At 40.6% G+C, this 17,532-nt stretch carries 22 protein-coding genes; 6 read left to right on the forward strand and 16 right to left on the reverse strand.

Annotated elements, in window-relative coordinates; all coding sequences use genetic code 11:
- Nucleotide 1: 1 nt before the first annotated feature.
- The 4 genes from AND4_RS07845 (at nucleotide 2) to AND4_RS07860 (ending at nucleotide 3,660) form a co-directional block, all read left to right on the forward strand.
- On the forward strand, nucleotides 2-1,009 hold the full coding sequence (locus tag AND4_RS07845) for a phage portal protein (protein ID WP_009842417.1): 1,008 nt from the start codon (nucleotides 2-4) through the stop codon (nucleotides 1,007-1,009).
- Nucleotides 1,010-1,642: 633 nt separating this feature from the next.
- On the forward strand, nucleotides 1,643-2,866 hold the full coding sequence (locus AND4_RS07850) for a hypothetical protein (RefSeq protein ID WP_009842418.1): 1,224 nt from the start codon (nucleotides 1,643-1,645) through the stop codon (nucleotides 2,864-2,866).
- Nucleotides 2,863-3,309: a hypothetical protein gene (locus tag AND4_RS07855; RefSeq protein WP_009842419.1), complete on the forward strand. Its 447-nt coding sequence runs from the start codon at nucleotides 2,863-2,865 to the stop codon at nucleotides 3,307-3,309. Before AND4_RS07850 ends, AND4_RS07855 begins: the two co-directional genes overlap by 4 nt.
- Nucleotides 3,310-3,408: 99 nt before the next feature.
- On the forward strand, nucleotides 3,409-3,660 hold the full coding sequence (locus tag AND4_RS07860; protein WP_009842420.1) for an ogr/Delta-like zinc finger family protein: 252 nt from the start codon (nucleotides 3,409-3,411) through the stop codon (nucleotides 3,658-3,660).
- On the opposite strand, the gene AND4_RS07865 is transcribed toward AND4_RS07860, so the two are convergent.
- From AND4_RS07865 to AND4_RS07900, 8 genes are all read right to left on the reverse strand, one after another.
- Entirely contained in the window at nucleotides 3,655-3,873 is a 219-nt protein-coding gene (locus tag AND4_RS07865; protein ID WP_009842421.1) for a hypothetical protein, read from the reverse strand. The genes AND4_RS07860 and AND4_RS07865 overlap by 6 nt on opposite strands.
- Nucleotides 3,874-4,046: 173 nt before the next feature.
- Nucleotides 4,047-6,611: a replication endonuclease gene (locus tag AND4_RS07870; protein WP_043991561.1), complete on the reverse strand. Its 2,565-nt coding sequence runs from the start codon at nucleotides 6,609-6,611 to the stop codon at nucleotides 4,047-4,049.
- A gap of 45 nt (nucleotides 6,612-6,656) precedes the next feature.
- Nucleotides 6,657-6,884, reverse strand: coding sequence for a hypothetical protein (locus AND4_RS07875; protein WP_009842423.1), 228 nt, complete (start codon nucleotides 6,882-6,884; stop codon nucleotides 6,657-6,659).
- A complete protein-coding gene (locus AND4_RS07880) occupies nucleotides 6,881-7,111 on the reverse strand; it encodes a hypothetical protein (protein ID WP_009842424.1) in 231 nt (76 codons plus the stop codon). Before AND4_RS07880 ends, AND4_RS07875 begins: the two co-directional genes overlap by 4 nt.
- 2 nt (nucleotides 7,112-7,113) lie before the next feature.
- Entirely contained in the window at nucleotides 7,114-7,560 is a 447-nt protein-coding gene (locus tag AND4_RS07885) for a DUF3850 domain-containing protein (RefSeq protein WP_144017049.1), read from the reverse strand.
- A 97-nt stretch (nucleotides 7,561-7,657) separates the two neighbouring features.
- Nucleotides 7,658-7,939 carry a hypothetical protein gene (locus AND4_RS07890; RefSeq protein WP_009842426.1) on the reverse strand — a complete coding sequence of 94 codons (282 nt, stop codon included), beginning with the start codon at nucleotides 7,937-7,939 and terminating at the stop codon, nucleotides 7,658-7,660.
- Between the two features lie 9 nt (nucleotides 7,940-7,948).
- On the reverse strand, nucleotides 7,949-8,488 hold the full coding sequence (locus tag AND4_RS07895; RefSeq protein ID WP_009842427.1) for a phage regulatory CII family protein: 540 nt from the start codon (nucleotides 8,486-8,488) through the stop codon (nucleotides 7,949-7,951).
- A gap of 113 nt (nucleotides 8,489-8,601) precedes the next feature.
- Nucleotides 8,602-8,814 carry a hypothetical protein gene (locus AND4_RS07900; protein ID WP_005530092.1) on the reverse strand — a complete coding sequence of 71 codons (213 nt, stop codon included), beginning with the start codon at nucleotides 8,812-8,814 and terminating at the stop codon, nucleotides 8,602-8,604.
- 88 nt (nucleotides 8,815-8,902) lie between these two features.
- Here AND4_RS07900 and AND4_RS07905 point away from each other — a divergent pair, with 88 nt between their 5' ends.
- Nucleotides 8,903-9,529, forward strand: coding sequence for a helix-turn-helix domain-containing protein (locus AND4_RS07905; protein ID WP_009842428.1), 627 nt, complete (start codon nucleotides 8,903-8,905; stop codon nucleotides 9,527-9,529).
- Between the two features lie 246 nt (nucleotides 9,530-9,775).
- On the opposite strand, the gene AND4_RS07910 is transcribed toward AND4_RS07905, so the two are convergent.
- The 7 genes from AND4_RS07910 to AND4_RS07940 all read right to left on the reverse strand — a co-directional run bounded on the left by AND4_RS07910 (nucleotide 9,776) and on the right by AND4_RS07940 (nucleotide 15,067).
- Complete coding sequence (locus AND4_RS07910) at nucleotides 9,776-10,444, reverse strand: hypothetical protein (protein ID WP_009842429.1); 669 nt, start codon at nucleotides 10,442-10,444, stop codon at nucleotides 9,776-9,778.
- On the reverse strand, nucleotides 10,441-10,836 hold the full coding sequence (locus AND4_RS07915) for a hypothetical protein (protein WP_009842430.1): 396 nt from the start codon (nucleotides 10,834-10,836) through the stop codon (nucleotides 10,441-10,443). The genes AND4_RS07910 and AND4_RS07915 overlap by 4 nt, the downstream gene beginning before the upstream one ends.
- Nucleotides 10,817-11,686 carry an AAA family ATPase gene (locus tag AND4_RS07920; RefSeq protein WP_009842431.1) on the reverse strand — a complete coding sequence of 290 codons (870 nt, stop codon included), beginning with the start codon at nucleotides 11,684-11,686 and terminating at the stop codon, nucleotides 10,817-10,819. The genes AND4_RS07915 and AND4_RS07920 overlap by 20 nt, the downstream gene beginning before the upstream one ends.
- Nucleotides 11,687-11,968: 282 nt before the next feature.
- The gene (locus tag AND4_RS07925) at nucleotides 11,969-12,394 is read right to left on the reverse strand and encodes a hypothetical protein (RefSeq protein ID WP_009842432.1); all 426 of its coding nucleotides are present in this window, start codon (nucleotides 12,392-12,394) and stop codon (nucleotides 11,969-11,971) included.
- A gap of 423 nt (nucleotides 12,395-12,817) precedes the next feature.
- Nucleotides 12,818-13,474 (reverse strand): hypothetical protein, encoded by a 657-nt coding sequence (locus tag AND4_RS07930; RefSeq protein WP_009842433.1) that lies wholly within the window; start codon nucleotides 13,472-13,474, stop codon nucleotides 12,818-12,820.
- Nucleotides 13,475-13,595: 121 nt separating this feature from the next.
- The gene (locus AND4_RS07935) at nucleotides 13,596-14,042 is read right to left on the reverse strand and encodes a hypothetical protein (protein ID WP_009842434.1); all 447 of its coding nucleotides are present in this window, start codon (nucleotides 14,040-14,042) and stop codon (nucleotides 13,596-13,598) included.
- 101 nt (nucleotides 14,043-14,143) lie between these two features.
- The gene (locus AND4_RS07940) at nucleotides 14,144-15,067 is read right to left on the reverse strand and encodes an HNH endonuclease (RefSeq protein WP_009842435.1); all 924 of its coding nucleotides are present in this window, start codon (nucleotides 15,065-15,067) and stop codon (nucleotides 14,144-14,146) included.
- Between the two features lie 129 nt (nucleotides 15,068-15,196).
- Here AND4_RS07940 and AND4_RS07945 point away from each other — a divergent pair, with 129 nt between their 5' ends.
- The gene (locus AND4_RS07945) at nucleotides 15,197-16,228 is read left to right on the forward strand and encodes a tyrosine-type recombinase/integrase (RefSeq protein ID WP_009842436.1); all 1,032 of its coding nucleotides are present in this window, start codon (nucleotides 15,197-15,199) and stop codon (nucleotides 16,226-16,228) included.
- A gap of 117 nt (nucleotides 16,229-16,345) precedes the next feature.
- Here AND4_RS07945 and AND4_RS07950 read toward each other — a convergent pair whose 3' ends face one another.
- On the reverse strand, nucleotides 16,346-17,392 hold the full coding sequence (locus AND4_RS07950) for a GMP reductase (protein ID WP_009842437.1): 1,047 nt from the start codon (nucleotides 17,390-17,392) through the stop codon (nucleotides 16,346-16,348).
- Nucleotides 17,393-17,532 lie beyond the last annotated feature (140 nt).

Consider the following 17,532-nt stretch of genomic DNA (forward strand, 5'->3'; position numbering starts at 1 on the left):
AATGACTGAACAAATAAACGAAACAGCCACCAAAGATGAAAGCCTGATGTTTAGCTTTGGTGAGCCTGAAATCATGAATCGTGATTTTACCAATTACGATTACAGCGAGTTGTATTACAACGAAGATGGCGACTACTGGGAACCGCCGCTTGATAGAGCTGGCTTAAACAAACTCACACGAGCCAACGCCTATCACGGCTCCATTTTAATGGCTCGCCGGAATATGATTGCGGGCCGTTACACTCAAGGGGGAATGCTGAAACAACAAATGCAATCGGCTGTGCATGACTTCTTGGAGTTTGGTGATACAGCTTTGCTTAAGCTTCGAGACTATTTTGGGAAAGTCGTCGGACTATGGCCAATACCCACCATGTATTTGCGAAAGCGTAAGAACGGCGACTTCGCTTTTCTAGAACGTGATAACAAACAAAAACGATACAAGAAAGAAGACATCATTTTCATCAAGCAATATGACCCTGTTCAGCAGGTTTATGGCGGGCCTGATTACTTGGGGTGTGTTCAATCTGCACTCCTGAGCCAGGACTCAACCACCTTTCGCCGCCGTTACTATAAGAACGGTTTGCACATGGGCTTTATCTTTTACGCGACCGACCCAAATCTGAGTAAAGAAGATGAAGATGACCTGAAGGAAAAGATGGCTTCAAGCCGCGGCGTGGGTAACTTCCGTTCGATGTTTATTAATATCCCAAACGGCAATGAGAAAGGGATTCAACTTATCCCTGTCGGTGATATTGCCACAAAAGATGAATACGAAAAGATAAAGAATGTGACCGCGCAAGAGGTGATCACCGGGCACCGCTTTCCTGTTGAGCTGGCTGCAATTATCCCCAATGGAGGCACACGTGGTGATCCAATCAAGTTTGACTACGTGTATTGCAAAAACGAGGTTATCCCTGCGTGTGAGATGTTTATGGATGCCGTAAACAGTGACCCAGAGGTACCAAAACACCTGCATTTAGCCTTTAATCTCGACAACGTTGCGACTTAAGAGCAGTGATATTTTTTGCAATTTTGTTTTTCTCTCTGATTTGCGCTCAGCCCTTTACTGTTAAGGGCTGTCGCACTATCAAAATGATCGTCAGACAAACACAAAAGATCATTAAAAAACCGACCTAAAACACAAAAACATCTTTATTTCAGCAACTTAACAAACCACATCAGATCAACAATGATCGTCAGAATTTCACTTTCTTGCAATTTTTTGCACTCTTCGCAATTTCATTAGACGCAATATAAGCCATTCTGAGCACCATTAACTTTCGGCAAGCCCCGTTATTCCAAAAGGGCTAACGGCTCGTTAACCCTTCTTAGCGATGGCAGAATTTCGCTGAAATAGAATTGCGAAAAAATGAGATCGAAAACGCTTCAGGTGGGGAGGAGTAGTGCGTTTTCCGTGGGTTGGGCATGCTTTCGGTGGCGCTGTGTGGCAGGCACAAAAAAGCCACCGGGTGCGGTGGCTATATGGAGTATCGCTCCTCAAGGTTGGAAAGAAGAGGTGACTCGTAAGTTGTGAGGTCCTTCACAACCGCAATGGTTTAGTAAAAATCACTATGTATTTAGGTCAATTTTTTTTCTAGCGCTCCTAGAATCACAGATCATTTTTAATTTAGGTGGCTAGATAATGAGTGATAAGAAAAGTATTTTCCCTGAAGGTTCGATGGCTTATGAAGCAGAGATGAATAACGCACCTGTAGTAAACTCAGATGCTAACGTAGACTCATTCTTCCCCAAAACCTCTATGGCCTTCCAAAATGAAGCTCGAGCATCTCGAATCACACCGGGAGTCGGTCAAGGTTTTCTGCCACCATTAAAGAAATCCAAGTATGCGCCGGCAACAGCTCAACAAACAGCGCCAGCTAAAACAGTAAATATCGCACCAGAGAATATGTATTGGCCACCGTATGATTTTACTAAAGGTGAGTACATCAACACCAAAGAACTTCCAGACAATACTCTACGACTAGAACTGCAGAATAATCACACTGAAGTAATGATCTTAACATTGGAAGAAGCGTTTAAGGTACTTCAAAGCTGGGGCTGGAAAGATACTAAGGATACTTGGAAATCAGTCACTACCCCGACAGGGGCCCAAGTGATGATAAATTATGGTGTGAATGGTAAAGATGTAGTGACCACTTCCATGGTAATTGCTCAGTTTAATGTGCACGGCCTCAAAGCTACTAAGCTGGGAATAAAAGCAACCCTCGGTATGAAAGCGGCAGTATCTCTCAATCACTTAGGTAATGAGATTATTAAACTGAGTGGATATTCTGGCTTGAGACGGATTCTCACAGGAACACGATACAGATTAGACAACCCTCAGATTGTACAACTGGGCATAGGAAAGTACGGACTGGCCAATTCAATAAAATCAGGTACGGTCTTAACGTTTTATGTCGCGGCTGGCTTCAGAGTTCTTGACTACATACTGAATGATGAGGTCTATTTAACTACCCTAATCGGTTCCCTAGCTACTGACATTGTAAAAATTGGGATATCTTCGTTAGTTGCAGGTATGGCTGGAGCAATTGCATTAACAGCGACATCTTTCGTTGCTGTTCATTTAGCTGCCGTTGTTATTGTTGGTTCTCTTGCGGCATTTGCACTTAATGAACTAGATGAGCACTTTGGAATAACAGCACAGGTTATTGAGTTGCTAGAAAAAGCTCAGCAAGAAGCTGTCGAGAAAGGGCGAGAGCTAAAAAAAGAAGTACATGACGGTATACTAGACACTACTGAAATGCTTCTAGAAGGAACTCTGGAAACTGGGAAAAAAGTAATCGAGGCTGAACTAAAACGTTTCATTAAACAATCTATTAACGAATTAATATTGAAACCAATATGAATATGAGATCCATTATAAATAAACTTAAACCAATTTGTACCCTTACAGCAGGAATCTTAATTTTTGCTGCAATTACCGTGTATTCACTCTACGCGGGATGCTTAAATATCATAGAATTCTGGGACCCTATCAGTGATGTAGAAACATACTCAAGATTCAATTTTGCCCTAATTCCTATGGGTATTTTTACACTTGTAATGACCATAATCAGCACTTTCTTCATCATTACAGGGGAACGTTGGGAAGATAGATATGGTGGAACAATACCGCTATCTTCATTAGCATTCGTCGGAATTGCCTTTGTTTTAATACTAATAACCCCTTCAATTTATGAGTCCAGGTATGAAAAGGCTGGTCTACAAGCGTGTTCGGGTACTCCGATAGGCCACCTCCCATTTTACGCTAAGAGGTTTGCTGCTGACCCATCACTTTGCAAGAAATAATAGATCTTTCCTAGCGTAGAATAGAACAATCGAACTGTATAAATCCTCACCATAATTTAGTACCATGGACCCGTCATTTAGATAGGTTCATGGTGTTATATGAGAGTGATTTGCCCAGAGTGTGATGAGAAAGCACGCATTCAAAAAACAAACCGTATTTCAGCGAATTATAGCGACTTATATTGTAGTTGTAGTGACCCAGAATGTGGCCACTCGTTCGTAATGAATCTTTCTTTTAGCCACTCCCTTAGCCCCTCTGCAAAAACAACTTCGCAAATGGCCTTTAGCCTGGTTAAAGCACTAGGCCCAGAACAACAGAAAGAACTGAAGCAGCAGATCTCAATGCTATAGCTTAAATTCAGGGCTATCCGCCTCATCGGCCATTTGAATGATCATCTTAATGGCTTCCACCTTATCGCTATCAAGCTTGCCTTGATTATCTGCTACCACCAATCCCATCAAATACGCTCCGACCTGCGCTCGGCTTTCGGCCTCTGTACTTAATGCGACTCCATCAATGATGAGTTCCAGTGCTTGCTGGAATAACTGGTTTTTATCAGACATATCAATACCCTCTACAACGACATGTGAATACTACTGTATATTAATACAGTGGTAAACAGGTGTTTTTTTACAGGCATCGGTTACGAGAATTAGTTCACCCCAAAGTAGACGCAAAACCAAGGATAAACGCCAGCGTTATGTACCGCTGAATTTGTTTACTCATACTGCCTTTTCTAAATTAGAGGCCATTCATCCACCAAAATCGGTGCAGAACTAGAAAAAGTCGACAGGTTCGGTTGAATGTATTCATCTTTATTGGGTTGTGTAGATTCAATTGGCTCTACTTCATCAAACCAACTCGGTTCTTTCTGCTCTGTATTTCGATAAACAAGGTGATCAGGTTGCCGCTCATTGGCTCCGAACCTGAGTTTTATGCTCTTCGTTTGACTCAACATCAGCCACCTACCGTTTAAAAGGTCACTTCTAAAGCTGCTGGCTAAGTCATACTCTCGAATTATCCGCGATATTTCGTATTCAATATCTGGGTTTAATACCCGACCTGCACCTTGCTGAGGCTCCAACGTACAGTTATTGACAGAACTCCGAGAGGAGCCAGAGGCTCCAAAAGCGGTCGCTTCGCTCCCATGGGCGCTAGCTTCAGCTTTAGATGCTTCAACAAATGTAATGGTGCGCTTTTTGAATTTCCAAGAAGCAGGGTTTGAGCTCGGCTTATCGAACTCATACTTAACTTGTTTTTTGAGCTCTGATTTCTCTTTTGTTGTGATGACAAAGTCTCTTAAGCGAGTTTTCAAATACACGCCCAAAGCATCAAAGCCTTTTAGTTTTTTGACCGTTTCACCATGTGGTGATGCAAATGGGAGCTCTTCATAAATGTTCCTCACCAGCAGGTCACGGCGTTTAACAAAAGGACCGCCCTGCCCCATAATGTAACCGTGCCAGTTACCATGATCAGCTGCTTTCATGACACCTACCACAGTACCATCTTCATGCTCCATATCAGGTTGATAGAGCTCACCAAGTAACGTGAACAAATATTTACTATCGTACTTTGACGATTTTCGGATTACGGCGCTAGGAACTGGTGGGCCAACAAGCTTTCTACCGACTTTAAGGTCTAACTCTTCATAGATGTTGAATAGCTCGTTGTAACCCAGCTGGGTAAGGTACTTAACGAAACTTGCTTTATCATTGTTAGCAAATCGGCGTAGCTCTCGATAAGTCGTAACAGGTGCACCACCAAAGAACTGAAACTGACGAATGTTCCAACGGTTCTTCCAAGCACTCACGTTCTTCGCCATTTCTCTTACTGAATGGCCAGTTTCATCAGACACCTCATTATCCATCGCAAATCCATCAATATTTTTTGAAATATACTTAGCGATGTAGCCAGTAGCAGTGCCTTTCTCAGGATCAATTTCTTCAACATCACAGCGAGGTTTGTGGTCAAACTCACCGTTAATAAAGAGTTCTTGCTTATCTTCCTGAGTGGCATAATCAATAAAAATTTCAGTGACACGCTTCTTCTCCTCAGGTTTTACCCAAATCAACAAGTGCCAGTGCGGCGTTCCATCATGATGTGGCTCAGCAACACGTACACCAAACCAACGAATATCTTTGTTACAAAGATTCGTGCGTATGCGTTGCCAAATAGTATTCAGGTATTGCTGTGCATCACGAGGGCTTGAACCGTCCCAATGAGGGATAAAACCACCCTTTTTATAGCTATTATGAAAACGCGATGGCGTAGTCAGAGTTAAAAACAGACCTTGTAGACCAAGCTCATTACCAATGTCTTCGCAGCCACGACAACGCACCATCAACTCATGACGACGAATGGCTGGGTTAGAAACGCTTTTAAGAACCATATCTTTAAGTTCAAATTCTTCTTCGGTTTCTTCATCACGTATCAGCATGTTCTGAATAGCATCCCAGTTGCGCTTTTGTTGTGCTTTATATTCTCGGATGCAATCCCACGACGAATAAGGAGAGGCTTTCGACGATACCTGGCCCATTGCAATAGCAAGGTGCTCTCGCATGATCTTGCGAACTTTCTTTAATCGGTTAAGCCACCACTTATCGCTGATTAGTCTAGAGATATCTTGAAGTGCTGAAAGCTCAGATTGGTCTTTATATTTACGTGGCGGCTTGATACCAAAGTTATTAGCGACAAAGTCTGCGGCTTGTTCATAGGTAAAAACAACTGCCATTGTCGTGCCCAAGTCCGTTGCTGAATGGTATTTCGCAGTTTCTAGTTGGATATAACCGTCGACAACATTTGCAATTTGATTGGCCATCTCTTTGAGTTCATCTTGCTCTAACTCTGCAATTAGGCGAAATTGCACAGGCTTACGGTTTTTCCCTGCCTGCTCAAAATCAAAGTAAATCTGTTGATTGGCACTAAAGTGACTTTGCTCAGTGGTTTCATACTCTTCACTCAGCAAAGCGACTTTCTGTGTTGTCGGTAATTTGTTGTATTTAGATAAAACTAAACGCGCGCGTTCTGCCGCTGGCTTAGCTTTGGTGCGCAAATAGACATTCGCTGCATTACGCCCATTTGATTCAAAAATAGCTTTGTAGCGTTTGGCAAAGTACTTGGTTAGATAAAGCGGTAAATCGCTAAAGAACTTGTTTTCAGTACGCCAAACATGATCATGCGGATTGAGCTGATATAGATCACGCTCAATGAAGTTTTGGTTATTTGGCTCGACGTCAGTAGGAGGGTGATAACCACGCAGAACGCAAATAGCCCCCTCATCGATTGGATTGAGAGGGCGCATGTAGATATTACGGAGTGGCTTGAGCGGTTGGTAATAGGTTTGCACTTACTCCAACCCTAACTTATCTTTTGCAAGCCTAATAAAATCTCTTTGAAGCTGTTCGTCACCTTTGAAAGTTTCTAAGCTGTCAGGGCGAATGTTCATCGTTATACCCCACCCTTCAGGCCCAACAAAATAAACGACTACGCACTTTTCATGGCGACGCGCTCGTCCTTCAAACAGCTCTAATCGATCACCGTTTACTTCCAGCGAAGCGAGTTTTGAGTGCTTCATAACGCTTCCAGTTCTTGAGTGGTCACAATCATGTGGCCACCGGTGTGATTACCTTTAACGAGCACGCCATTCATCTGTTGCTTACAGTCTAATTGCACGCATGCCGCACCTACTGCATCATCGAAGTTCGCAAACTCACCTACAAGCCGATTCATAACTTGAGCCGTCTCCTCATGGCGAACCACGCAACCTCCAATATCTAACTGCACTGCTACGTAAGTTTGCATACCTACTCCTTACCAATCTTGGTAAGAAAGTCGTCAGCAAATGCGATGAATTCTCGAGCATCATTAGCGGTTCTTTCTGCATCAGTTGTGCTGTGTCCAGCGTTTCGGACAATGTCATGCCCAGCATCGATACAATCACAAGTCTCTTGAAGGCGATCGCGCAGTAATGAAATCAAGATAGAAGCCGATTCATTAGTCCCATTCTTCAAGGACAAGACGCACCAACCTTCTGCTACACCAAACTGACCGCCTTGCAAAACGTGGCTTACTTCTGCGTTCACTTCCTGCCCTGTAATTTGTCCGCTTGAATCGATTTCTCGCAGGTTTAAACAGTCGCCAGCTTGATAATCTCGGTCATTGAGTCGAACTTCGTTTGTCTTACGGTGAGCCAATACTTCACTAAAATGTTCAGATTGGACTTTAATTACATGTACCTTACTCATATTCAGTTCCTCTAGTTTTGGATAAAAGAAGCCCTCCCTCGATATTCCTAAAGAGGGATAAGGGCGTAGGCAAAAGTGCCAAATGGCTAGGTATATAAGGGGTCTAACTCCAGCGTTCTTTTAGGCGGCTGGCTTCTAAATCAATAAGTATAATTTTTCGTTTGAGCTTCGATTGCTCAATAAAACTTTGTGTACTTTCACCTTGAGCGACTAACTCAGCACGCTCAGAAAGAAGTGCATCTAAGCGCTTTTCTTTTAGGCTCGCTCTTACTTCTTGCAGCTTTTCTAGCCCTTTGGCTTTCTGCTCTTGGTTTAAGCTGTATGCCACCATATCTGGACAAGGTAAGTGATACGGTGCGGAATAAACTGGGATAGCCTCTGACATTGGAACTCCTTAACTTAAACCGGGAATGGCTGAACCATTGGCGACCAAATCCACACTCATAGCTAAGAATGGGGAAACGCCTTTCGTGCGGCTTTCTATATCGTTGATAAGAAGCACAAGGTTGCTGATGCCAGCTTGTGCTTTCTGGATGATCGCGTGTTTGTTCGTGCGGCTAAGGCGATCTTTTCCTGCATGCTCTAAAGCCATGCGAGATAAATCACCCGAGTGCACCGCGTTTTCTAATGCACGTTTAATGAAAGTCTCTTCACTCGCATCATGAGGGATTTGTGCGGTCACCACACCGAGGCCAAGCAAAAGACTATTAAGAATGGTGAAGTTGCCACTCGCCTTGGTGATCATCACAAGTTCTACATTGGTAAGTATGTGCGGCTGTTCTGGGTTGAGCTTATTACGCAGCATGGTGGCATTCATGCCTACGGCCTTTGCTAACTTGGTCATGTTCTCCGAGTTTGCAAATGCACAACACGCTTCGTTAAACGCTTTTTGTTTAGAGCCACGGAATTCGCACATTGAGTCAATATTGTTCATAGCCAATACTCAATTGAAGACAAACGGTACGAAAACAAAAGCCCAACCAAGAATATTGAGCCACAGTGGGCAATACTCTTTGGTTGGAATCAGGGAAGATAAGCGCATGGTTATCAACCTAAGTTCTGCATGGCTTCACGAGTCGCGATTTCGAGTAAAGCCACCATGTTGATCAACGGTGTTTCTTTACCTTTTGCTTTGGTTTTAATAGGTAAGCGACCATCGGCAACCCAATCCATGATGGTGCGTTTTGGCATGCCAGAGAATTGAGAGTATTGGTCGTACGTCATGAAAGGCGTATTTAGGACTACTTGATATGAGAGCATAATGCTATCCTTTTACGTTATTGAATGTTGAACACCGGACTTATGAGTTGCAGCTCGCAGTCCATTTGAATTGGATTATTGATCGTATATGCGAACAGATCAAGTCAAAATGACCCCTTTTGATTATCAAGGTGGGAAGCTTGTCACAGATAGGCTCCATGAAATATTGGGAACTAGGACAATAAGAGAGCTCGGAGAAAAGCTAGACGTTTCTGCCTCGACAATAGCTACCTGGCATAAACGTGAACTTTGCCCATTCGAAATCGTATTGAGAGCACACATGTACACAGGTGCATCATTAAAGTGGCTTACGCTTGGAGAAGGCGAGCCATTTCCGAACAGAGAATCCCAAAAACATCAATCGAAACGTCTTGAGACAAAATTCTTGTTCGATATTGACTCGTTCAACATTACTCGAGGAAAGCTAGTAAACCTAAAAACCCTCACGTTCGATAAGTCATATTTAAATGATATTGAAGTAGCAAATCCAATGGCTATTCGTGATGGTGGAAATACGTATATTGTCGATAAAGAGAATCAGCAAGCTATTAGTGGTACATATCTTATAGACATGGACGGCCTACTCTCGCTAAACGATATTCAGCGTTTGCCAGGCAAGAAGCTGGCGATCAGTTTTAATGGCTCAACGTTAACCGTTGATGAAGATGAAGTGAGAGTTGTAGGGCGAGTCGCATTGGTTATGGAAAAGTGTTAACAGCGGAATTCTTTCTTTGAGCTGACTCGCAGCCGTTCTAGTTTAGGGTAGAACGAATATTCAACTAGATTATTATCACTCTGCCCACGGGGAGAGGGCAATAACAACTTTGCTTGCAAACCACAAAGGCTGCCAGATTGGCAGCCTTTTTTTGATTGGTGTTTTTGCCACTTCAGAGCACGAGGTCACACTGAGATATTTTTGGGAAAAGTACCTCAAACAAAAAATCTTAATAGATTAACTAGATTAATGATTATTCATTTTTTTATATTCCTTATATAAGTTATTACCTAATAGAAATTTCAATTCCCATTGCGCCCGAAAAAATGTATTTGAAATATCTATATAATAATAAGAAATGAATATTTTAATCGTCTCAGACAACACTTTTTGAAATAGACGAATCTGCTTCGACTGTGTTGATGTACTGTCTTTATATAATAAATCAGTAAATGTAGCGTTTATGTTTAAATTTACTTTAGGAGAAGCATGTATATAATGACATGCTCGGCTATATGTTTCATGCATATACTTCCAATTTTCACTGGCTACTTCACTTTTTAAATATAAAAAGTCATTTCTCCTTACACTACAATCAAAATCTTTGGAACCGTATCTTTTATCAAGTGCAATCCTAGCTATATGCTCAATTAGTGACCTGAGGTTGAGGTACAAGTACCTTTCTCTTGAGTTAAAGATAGAGACTATTCCATTCAATGAGTCATAAATAGCCCCATTAATATTTCTTTTATGATTAATATTATGATTATGTTCAACCATTAACTTTAAAAAAAATATCAACTTAAAAGAACTAGCAAGTAGATTTCTATCTTGAAGATCTATAAATTTATCTTCCACTACAATCATGAAAACTTTAAGTTCCTGCTGCGAACCAAATGGATAACGAGAAATCATCCATTCTTGTCCAAGATTCCGCCCATCCATTTATTCATGTTAGATAGTGAGTTTTTACTTTTTTTCTTGTTATGGATATTTCTATCAACATCAGAATCCAACATTTCATTTAGATAAGATAGAGCTTTTTTATGACTTAATATTATTTTTTTGTCATCAAGACCTATTATAATTCGACATATCTTAGCAACCATCAACGTTCGAGATTTGGTTGCATAATAAGGTACTTTAAAGTCAAATATACCCTCTATAAATTCAGAAACATAAGAGTTTTTAACAAAGATAGACTTGTTCATCAAAAGAAGAACGATGATACCTAAAAACGTTTCTTTTGAAAGATTATCACTCTTGAGCTTAATTATGAAATAATTACTAGATTTGTTGATTTCCATTTTTACCTTCCTCTAGAACATTTATTCTTTCAATAAGTTCATAACAAATGGATCTAATATCAGTCCGTGATTTAGAATAACTAGAGGCTATATTACCTTGTACACCAACCATAAGATCTCTTACATGTGATAGTCTTGATGTGAAATAATATAAATCATCTTTAATGTTATGGGATTTTTGCATACTCTCAAATTCTTCCTTAATACCCTTAGTCTTGTCTGTAAGTGTATTATCAGTGTTAGTATATACAAACCCTAACGGTTTAATAGTGTGAGAGTAATTGAACTTCAAATTTTCGACAACACTAATCAAACTCGCAGCACCAAGCACCGAATAATGATCAATTTTCACCGGAACTAAATAATAATCAGATGCTATAAGTGCTGCGTCCGTAAATAAAGATATTGTTGGTGGGCTATCAATAAGAATGTAGTCATAATGATTTCTAAGATTGTGATCTTGAATGAATCGTTGAACTTTATGAACTCTTATCGATTCAGAACCAGTATCGAAAATTATATCAAGATCACCAAGAATCATGTCAAGGTTATCGGCTAGGTTTATAATGACGTCATCTTTACTTGCTGTTTTAGCTCTTTCCATTACTTGAGTTGGAACTTCAAATATGCTTCGAATCGTTTTCTTATTAGGTTTTAGTTCACTAAGATACTCTTCAATACGATCATACTTATTCAAAAAAGATTGAGTTGCATTGAATTGAGGGTCTATGTCTATCACTAGAACAGATTTTTTAAGGGTGTTAGCTAGATAATCAGCAACACTAATACAAAGCGTTGTTTTCCCAACTCCTCCTTTCATATTTATAAAACTTATAACTGGTGCCAGCATATCAACTCCTAATATCAATAAAACAATCATATTGCACATACTTATTTGTATTTTGCATTACGATTTTGGTAAATTTTGTTTATATCAGTTATTCAAAAATCAAAATTATTTCAGATTTAATAAAACCCAATCATTACACTGTGAATAAATTTTACTGTAAAATAATTTCGGTTAGAAATAGGTTTTAGATTTATTAAATCTATTTTACGCGGCGCAGAGAAACCTTTTAGATTCAGGCATACCGCCTAAAGAAACGAATTTTTATTCAATAATATAACGTTGTTATATTTTTGAAAACAATACATCGTATGCCGTTACTGATGCCGCGCCAACGGCCACTATTACCGCTAATATCGAAGCTATAAGTGTGTATTGATAACGTTTATATTCAGATTTTAGATTAGCTACAGCTGAGGCCAAAACAGGAAAATGTATACAGTGGTGTTGATCATCTATTTTAAACTCAAACAACTTAACCTCAACACCTCTGGAATGCTGGTATTTATATATATTTGCTAAATGGTAATACAATCGACCAAAAACCAATTGAGGATCTGAACTCAATTTTTCTGCAATTAAATTGCAGTCTATGTGAACATATATACTTCTTTCCTTGATTTTTTCATCTGAATCATACAATTCGAACTCAGATCTATAGTTGTTGTATATACATTCAAGCAGCTCTAAATCGGTTGGATTTTTATACATTTACAACTTCCCGCAAAAATAAAGCTTACCATATCACTCTTTATCCCCCCATGAACAATCCGTACACTGTACCCAAACTAAGAACCTTATTCAATTGAAATTATTTATCGTTTAATAAAGATTTATTGATTGTTGTTCCTTTAAATCTAGATCGAGTTGTTCGGACATTCTGAGGTAAAGCTGATGTGAATCGAAAAAGGTAAGTAGTGTGATAAAGGTTAGGGACGGAAATCGCGGAGCGCATCGAAATACTCATCTTGGGTACTGATATCATGACGGTCAGGCTGATATAACCTCAGGGATTGGGGAAAGCCAAGCCTTTTAGTAAATGGGGCTCGGCTCGTATTACTTAACAATATAAAACATCAGTTAGGGCCCACCTACAATTAGCTATAGTTAGAGTAAATAGTCTTGAAAGGAGCCTTAGACATGGGAATTGAAATCCACAGATATCATTTCAGTTAATACACTTTTAGTTTGACTTATTTCATCTTCAAGTGGAGAAACTTCTGTTTCTAACAGTTTCAACATCCATGTGATTTTATCACCGTCAGTAACGATTTTATCTTTGTGATAGTCTTCAGATGCTCGATATACGGCTTCCATTCTATATAGGATGTTATAAACTTGCTCAAACCATTTTAGAGCAAGCATTTTCACCTCATCATTAAAGTGAATTGTATTCCTGGTTACTACAAGAAGGTACTGATTCAATTGCTCTGATATGTCTGAAAGATCCAACATACCGATTTCTTCAATACTTGTTTCAGTAAGCTTTTTTTTACGAAAATAAACAAAAAACTGCCAGTTTCTTCGAGTAACATCAATCTCCGCTAAAGCTGTTAAAATTTCATTCATTGCCTTTGTTCTAGCATCAGCCTTCCTCTGAGTTTTGTATTTTATTTCTTCAGTGGCCACTGTGTTTTGTATTAACTGTTTATGGATTTCACGGAACTCTTCTCTGAGAGCTTTAAGCTCACCTTTTTTCTTAAAATAAGATTGTCCAAATAGTAAAAAAAACGGAATAGAAAGCGCATTTATTAAAGGTAAATAATCAATAATATGCTGGAGTATAATCATAGAACATCACTTATAAATATAAAATAAAGCGGGAAGCAACACACTTGTGATGCCCCCGCACGCCACCTTAAAAATATCCCAATATTACGTAACAATCTTATCATTTTTTCAAACGTCTATTTCAAAGATTATTTCTATTACCCCGCTGATTCCAAGCTATGTGCGCCTGAACTAAACTTAAAGTTTCCTTTTTGGTTTCTATAACAATAAAGTTTAATATATAGGCAGGTAAGACCAGCGCCGAAAGAGCAAGTCGATTGTACCCGTTTGAGATAATTTCAGGAGAAATCATGTACATCAACGCTGCAAAAACCATGTATAACGTGCTGAGTGTTGCGATTGCCCAATACCTAGCAATATGCCAATTGATAAGCACTTTATGTTGACGATTTTTATGAATAAAACTTAGTCGTCTAAAATTCTGCCATCTACCATACTCAACCTTATAATATGGGAGCAATCTTGATATTTTTGGTGCGAGCCAAGTCAATACAATTCCCAAAACTATAAAGAAGATACCTGTAAACCACCAAGAAGGGTCCTTCAAATTGTGAATTATTTGTTCCATTTTTTCTTTTTACTCACTATTGTTATAGGGTAATTTACCCACTTCGAACGATAAGGTACTGTTGAAAAGACTCATCCGTTTGTAGGTAAGCTTCACTAAAATCACTTCAGGACATGCAACCTATGGTAACTTAAATATTCTTGCTGGAGTTTGGAGAAGTGACCATAATTACCTTGTGTAATTGACCATGCTTTAAGTACATCAAGGTTGAGCTTCTTGCTAACTATCATTTCACCGTTATCTTCAAAGCTGATATACCCTTTATCGAATAGGTGATCGACATGAGGAGCAAGAAGGAGGCCATTGTGTCCGTCGAGACGTTCTTGGTTGCTTGACGCTGCCCAAGGTTTTATGTGGCTCGCGATTAAGTGATTCTTTGATTGAACCCCTGTCACTCTGCACAATGACTCCACTTGCTCTAACCTACTACGGAAAATACCTTGGCCTCTTCTCGACTTCACCACTTGGTGCTTTTCAGTCTCATCGATAGACGCATCATTGAAGATTTGATGTTCAATTACATCTGAAGCTGTTGCATTTTCTGTTGTATCTGCAAAACCAAAGATTATCTCTTCAGCTTCGCTTCCTATTAATTCAACAACTTTCGATGCAAGGTCCAATGGGACGAGAAATAAGTATGCTTGGTTACCATTCCCGTTATCCTGTAATGGCGAGTACTTTTGGGGCAAGAGAGGACGAATAGAATCTATGTGCGCTTTAGGGCGAATTTTGTTTTCTACTAAGTGGTATTCAAGGTCAACTTTCCAACCATCATCAGCCCAATCATCTCCTGCTGCACCGAATTCAGTTGGCTTGGTGTATGAGTAAGCATGTGAACGAACTATACCTATCGACAAGATCAAACCTTTGGCGAAAGAAAACACTACGTCGCCAGGCTTAACAAGCGTCATATTGTTGTAATAGTGGCTTTGCGTGCCGTTTCTATTCTGTTTAGGGGACCACATATAGCCGCCTTCAAACTCTTGCTTAAAAGTTTGTTTCTGACTAACCCACCAATAATTCATCTTTAAGCCTCATCCAATAACTCAAATGCATAAAGTAACATATTGTACCCTTCGAGCGAGATAAAACATTGTCTTACGTTTTACGCCAAATTATACTGTTTTTATATACAGTTAACTTAAGCCTTTAGTATGTCTATCCGTAACTTAAAAGATGGTTCTAAGAAACCTTGGTTATGCCAGTGCTTCCCGAATGGAAGAGATGCTAAACGAATACGTAAGCGCTTTGCGACCAAAGGTGAGGCTGCTGCTTATGAAATCTACTTATTAAAACAGAAAGATGAAAAACCGTGGATGGCAGAAAAGCCAGATCACCGCAGGCTTTCTAAGTTAATAGAAATCTGGTTTGCGCATTACGGAGCTACTCTTTCGAATGGTCAGAACATCTATAGTAAATTTCTAAAGATGGCCGAAGCAATGGGCAATCCCATTGCTTCAGTTTTCACCTCTAGAATTTATTCCGAGTTTCGAAGTGAGCGCATGGCTGGTGCAATTAATTTTGTAGACGCACGTTGGCAAAAAGGGCCACCAAGTATCGCGACTCTTAATTCTGAACTTGCTAGGTTTAAAGGTATGTTTAGTAAGTTAAAGGAAATTGGTGAGTGGAAAGGACCAAACCCTCTCGAGGAAGTGAAGCCATTTAAAGACCACGAGCGAACCATGGCTTTCTTACAAAAAGAGCAGCTCACTCTTTTGCTTGAACTAGTCGAAAAACACCAACGCACTGATATGATAAAAATAGTTAAACTGTGCTTGTCTACAGGGGCGCGTTGGAATGAAGCCGCGCAGCTAAAAGGCTCTCAGCTAAGCAAATATAAAGTGACGTTCACCAATACTAAGACCAAAAAGAACCGCTCTGTACCTATCTCTGAGGAGCTTTACAACGAGATATACAAACCAACCTCAGAAAAGCTATTTGAAGAGTGCTATACACCGTTCTGCTACATATTGAAGAACAAACTAGGCATCACCCTGCCCTCTGGCCAAGCTTCCCATGTTTTGCGTCATTCATTCGCAAGTCACTTTATGATGAATGGCGGCAATATTTTAGTGCTGAGGGATATTCTCGGTCACGCCGATATCAGCATGACTATGCGCTATGCCCACTTCGCACCAGATCACCTATCCGAAGCAATAAGCCATAATCCGATCACTCATTTGTAGCTTGCTGCCATAAAAAATACTTCTCTGCTGCCACTTTGCTGCCACTTACCAAATTTTAGGCAAAAAAAGAGCCGCAAAAAGCGGCTCTTAACAGTTCGGTTTTTCCGAAATGTCGGATTAGTTCTCTTTACCGAATACGTTGTTCTCTTGCTCTTGTACACGAATGAAAGTCGTACGCTTGGTTAGCTCTTTAAGCTTTGCTGCGCCTACGTATGTGCACGTTGAACGTACTCCGCCAAGGATGTCTGAAATCGTGCCATCTACGCTACCACGATATGGCAATAGTACGGTTTTTCCTTCAGCTGCGCGGTACTTAGCAACACCACCTGAGTGCTTCTCCATCGCCGACTGTGATGACATGCCGTAAAATTTCATGAACTTCTTACCGTCTTGCTCGATGACTTCACCGCCTGACTCTTCGTGGCCTGCTAGCATACCGCCTAGCATGACAAAATCTGCGCCGCCGCCAAATGCTTTTGCCACGTCACCTGCGCATGAACAGCCACCATCGCCGATGATCACACCGCCAAGGCCGTGTGCTGCGTCACCACACTCAATAATGGCAGAAAGTTGAGGGTAACCAACACCTGTTTTAACGCGAGTTGTACATACTGAACCTGGGCCAATACCCACTTTAACGATGTCTGCGCCTGCTAGGATAAGCTCTTCGCACATGTCACCGGTTACTACGTTACCCGCAGAGATGACTTTGTCTGGGAATGCGGCACGTACACGTTGAACGTATTCGACTAGGTGCTCTGAGTAACCGTTCGCGATGTCGATACAAATAAAGATGAACTCATCAGAGATGGCCATGATGTCTTTGGTTTTTTGGAAATCAGCTTCAGACGTACCCGTCGACACCATGACATTGTTTAGGGTTGCCTTGTCTGCCGATTTTGCAAACTCTGCCCAGTCTTCTACTGTGTAGTGTTTGTGAACAGCGGTCATTACACCATGCTCTGCCAGCGCTTTCGCCATTGCAAAGCTACCAACCGAATCCATGTTCGCCGCAATGACAGGGACACCAGACCATTGACGGCCACTGTGCTTGAATGTAAAATTGCGGGTTAAATTTACTTGAGAACGGCTCTTAAGGGTAGAACGTTTCGGGCGAAACAGTACATCTTTGAAACCTAACTTAAGTTCTTGTTCGATACGCATTGTGTAATTCCTTGATTCATATGTATATGTGTCATCCCAGATTGCGTAGTGGCATCGTTGGCAGACGAGTTCACTGTTCTTCGGACACAAAAAAACCGGAGCGTTGGCAGACGCTCCGGTTTTCAGCATTATAGGCTGTG

Source organism: Vibrio sp. AND4 (assembly GCF_000171815.1).
Taxonomy (GTDB): Bacteria; Pseudomonadota; Gammaproteobacteria; order Enterobacterales; family Vibrionaceae; genus Vibrio.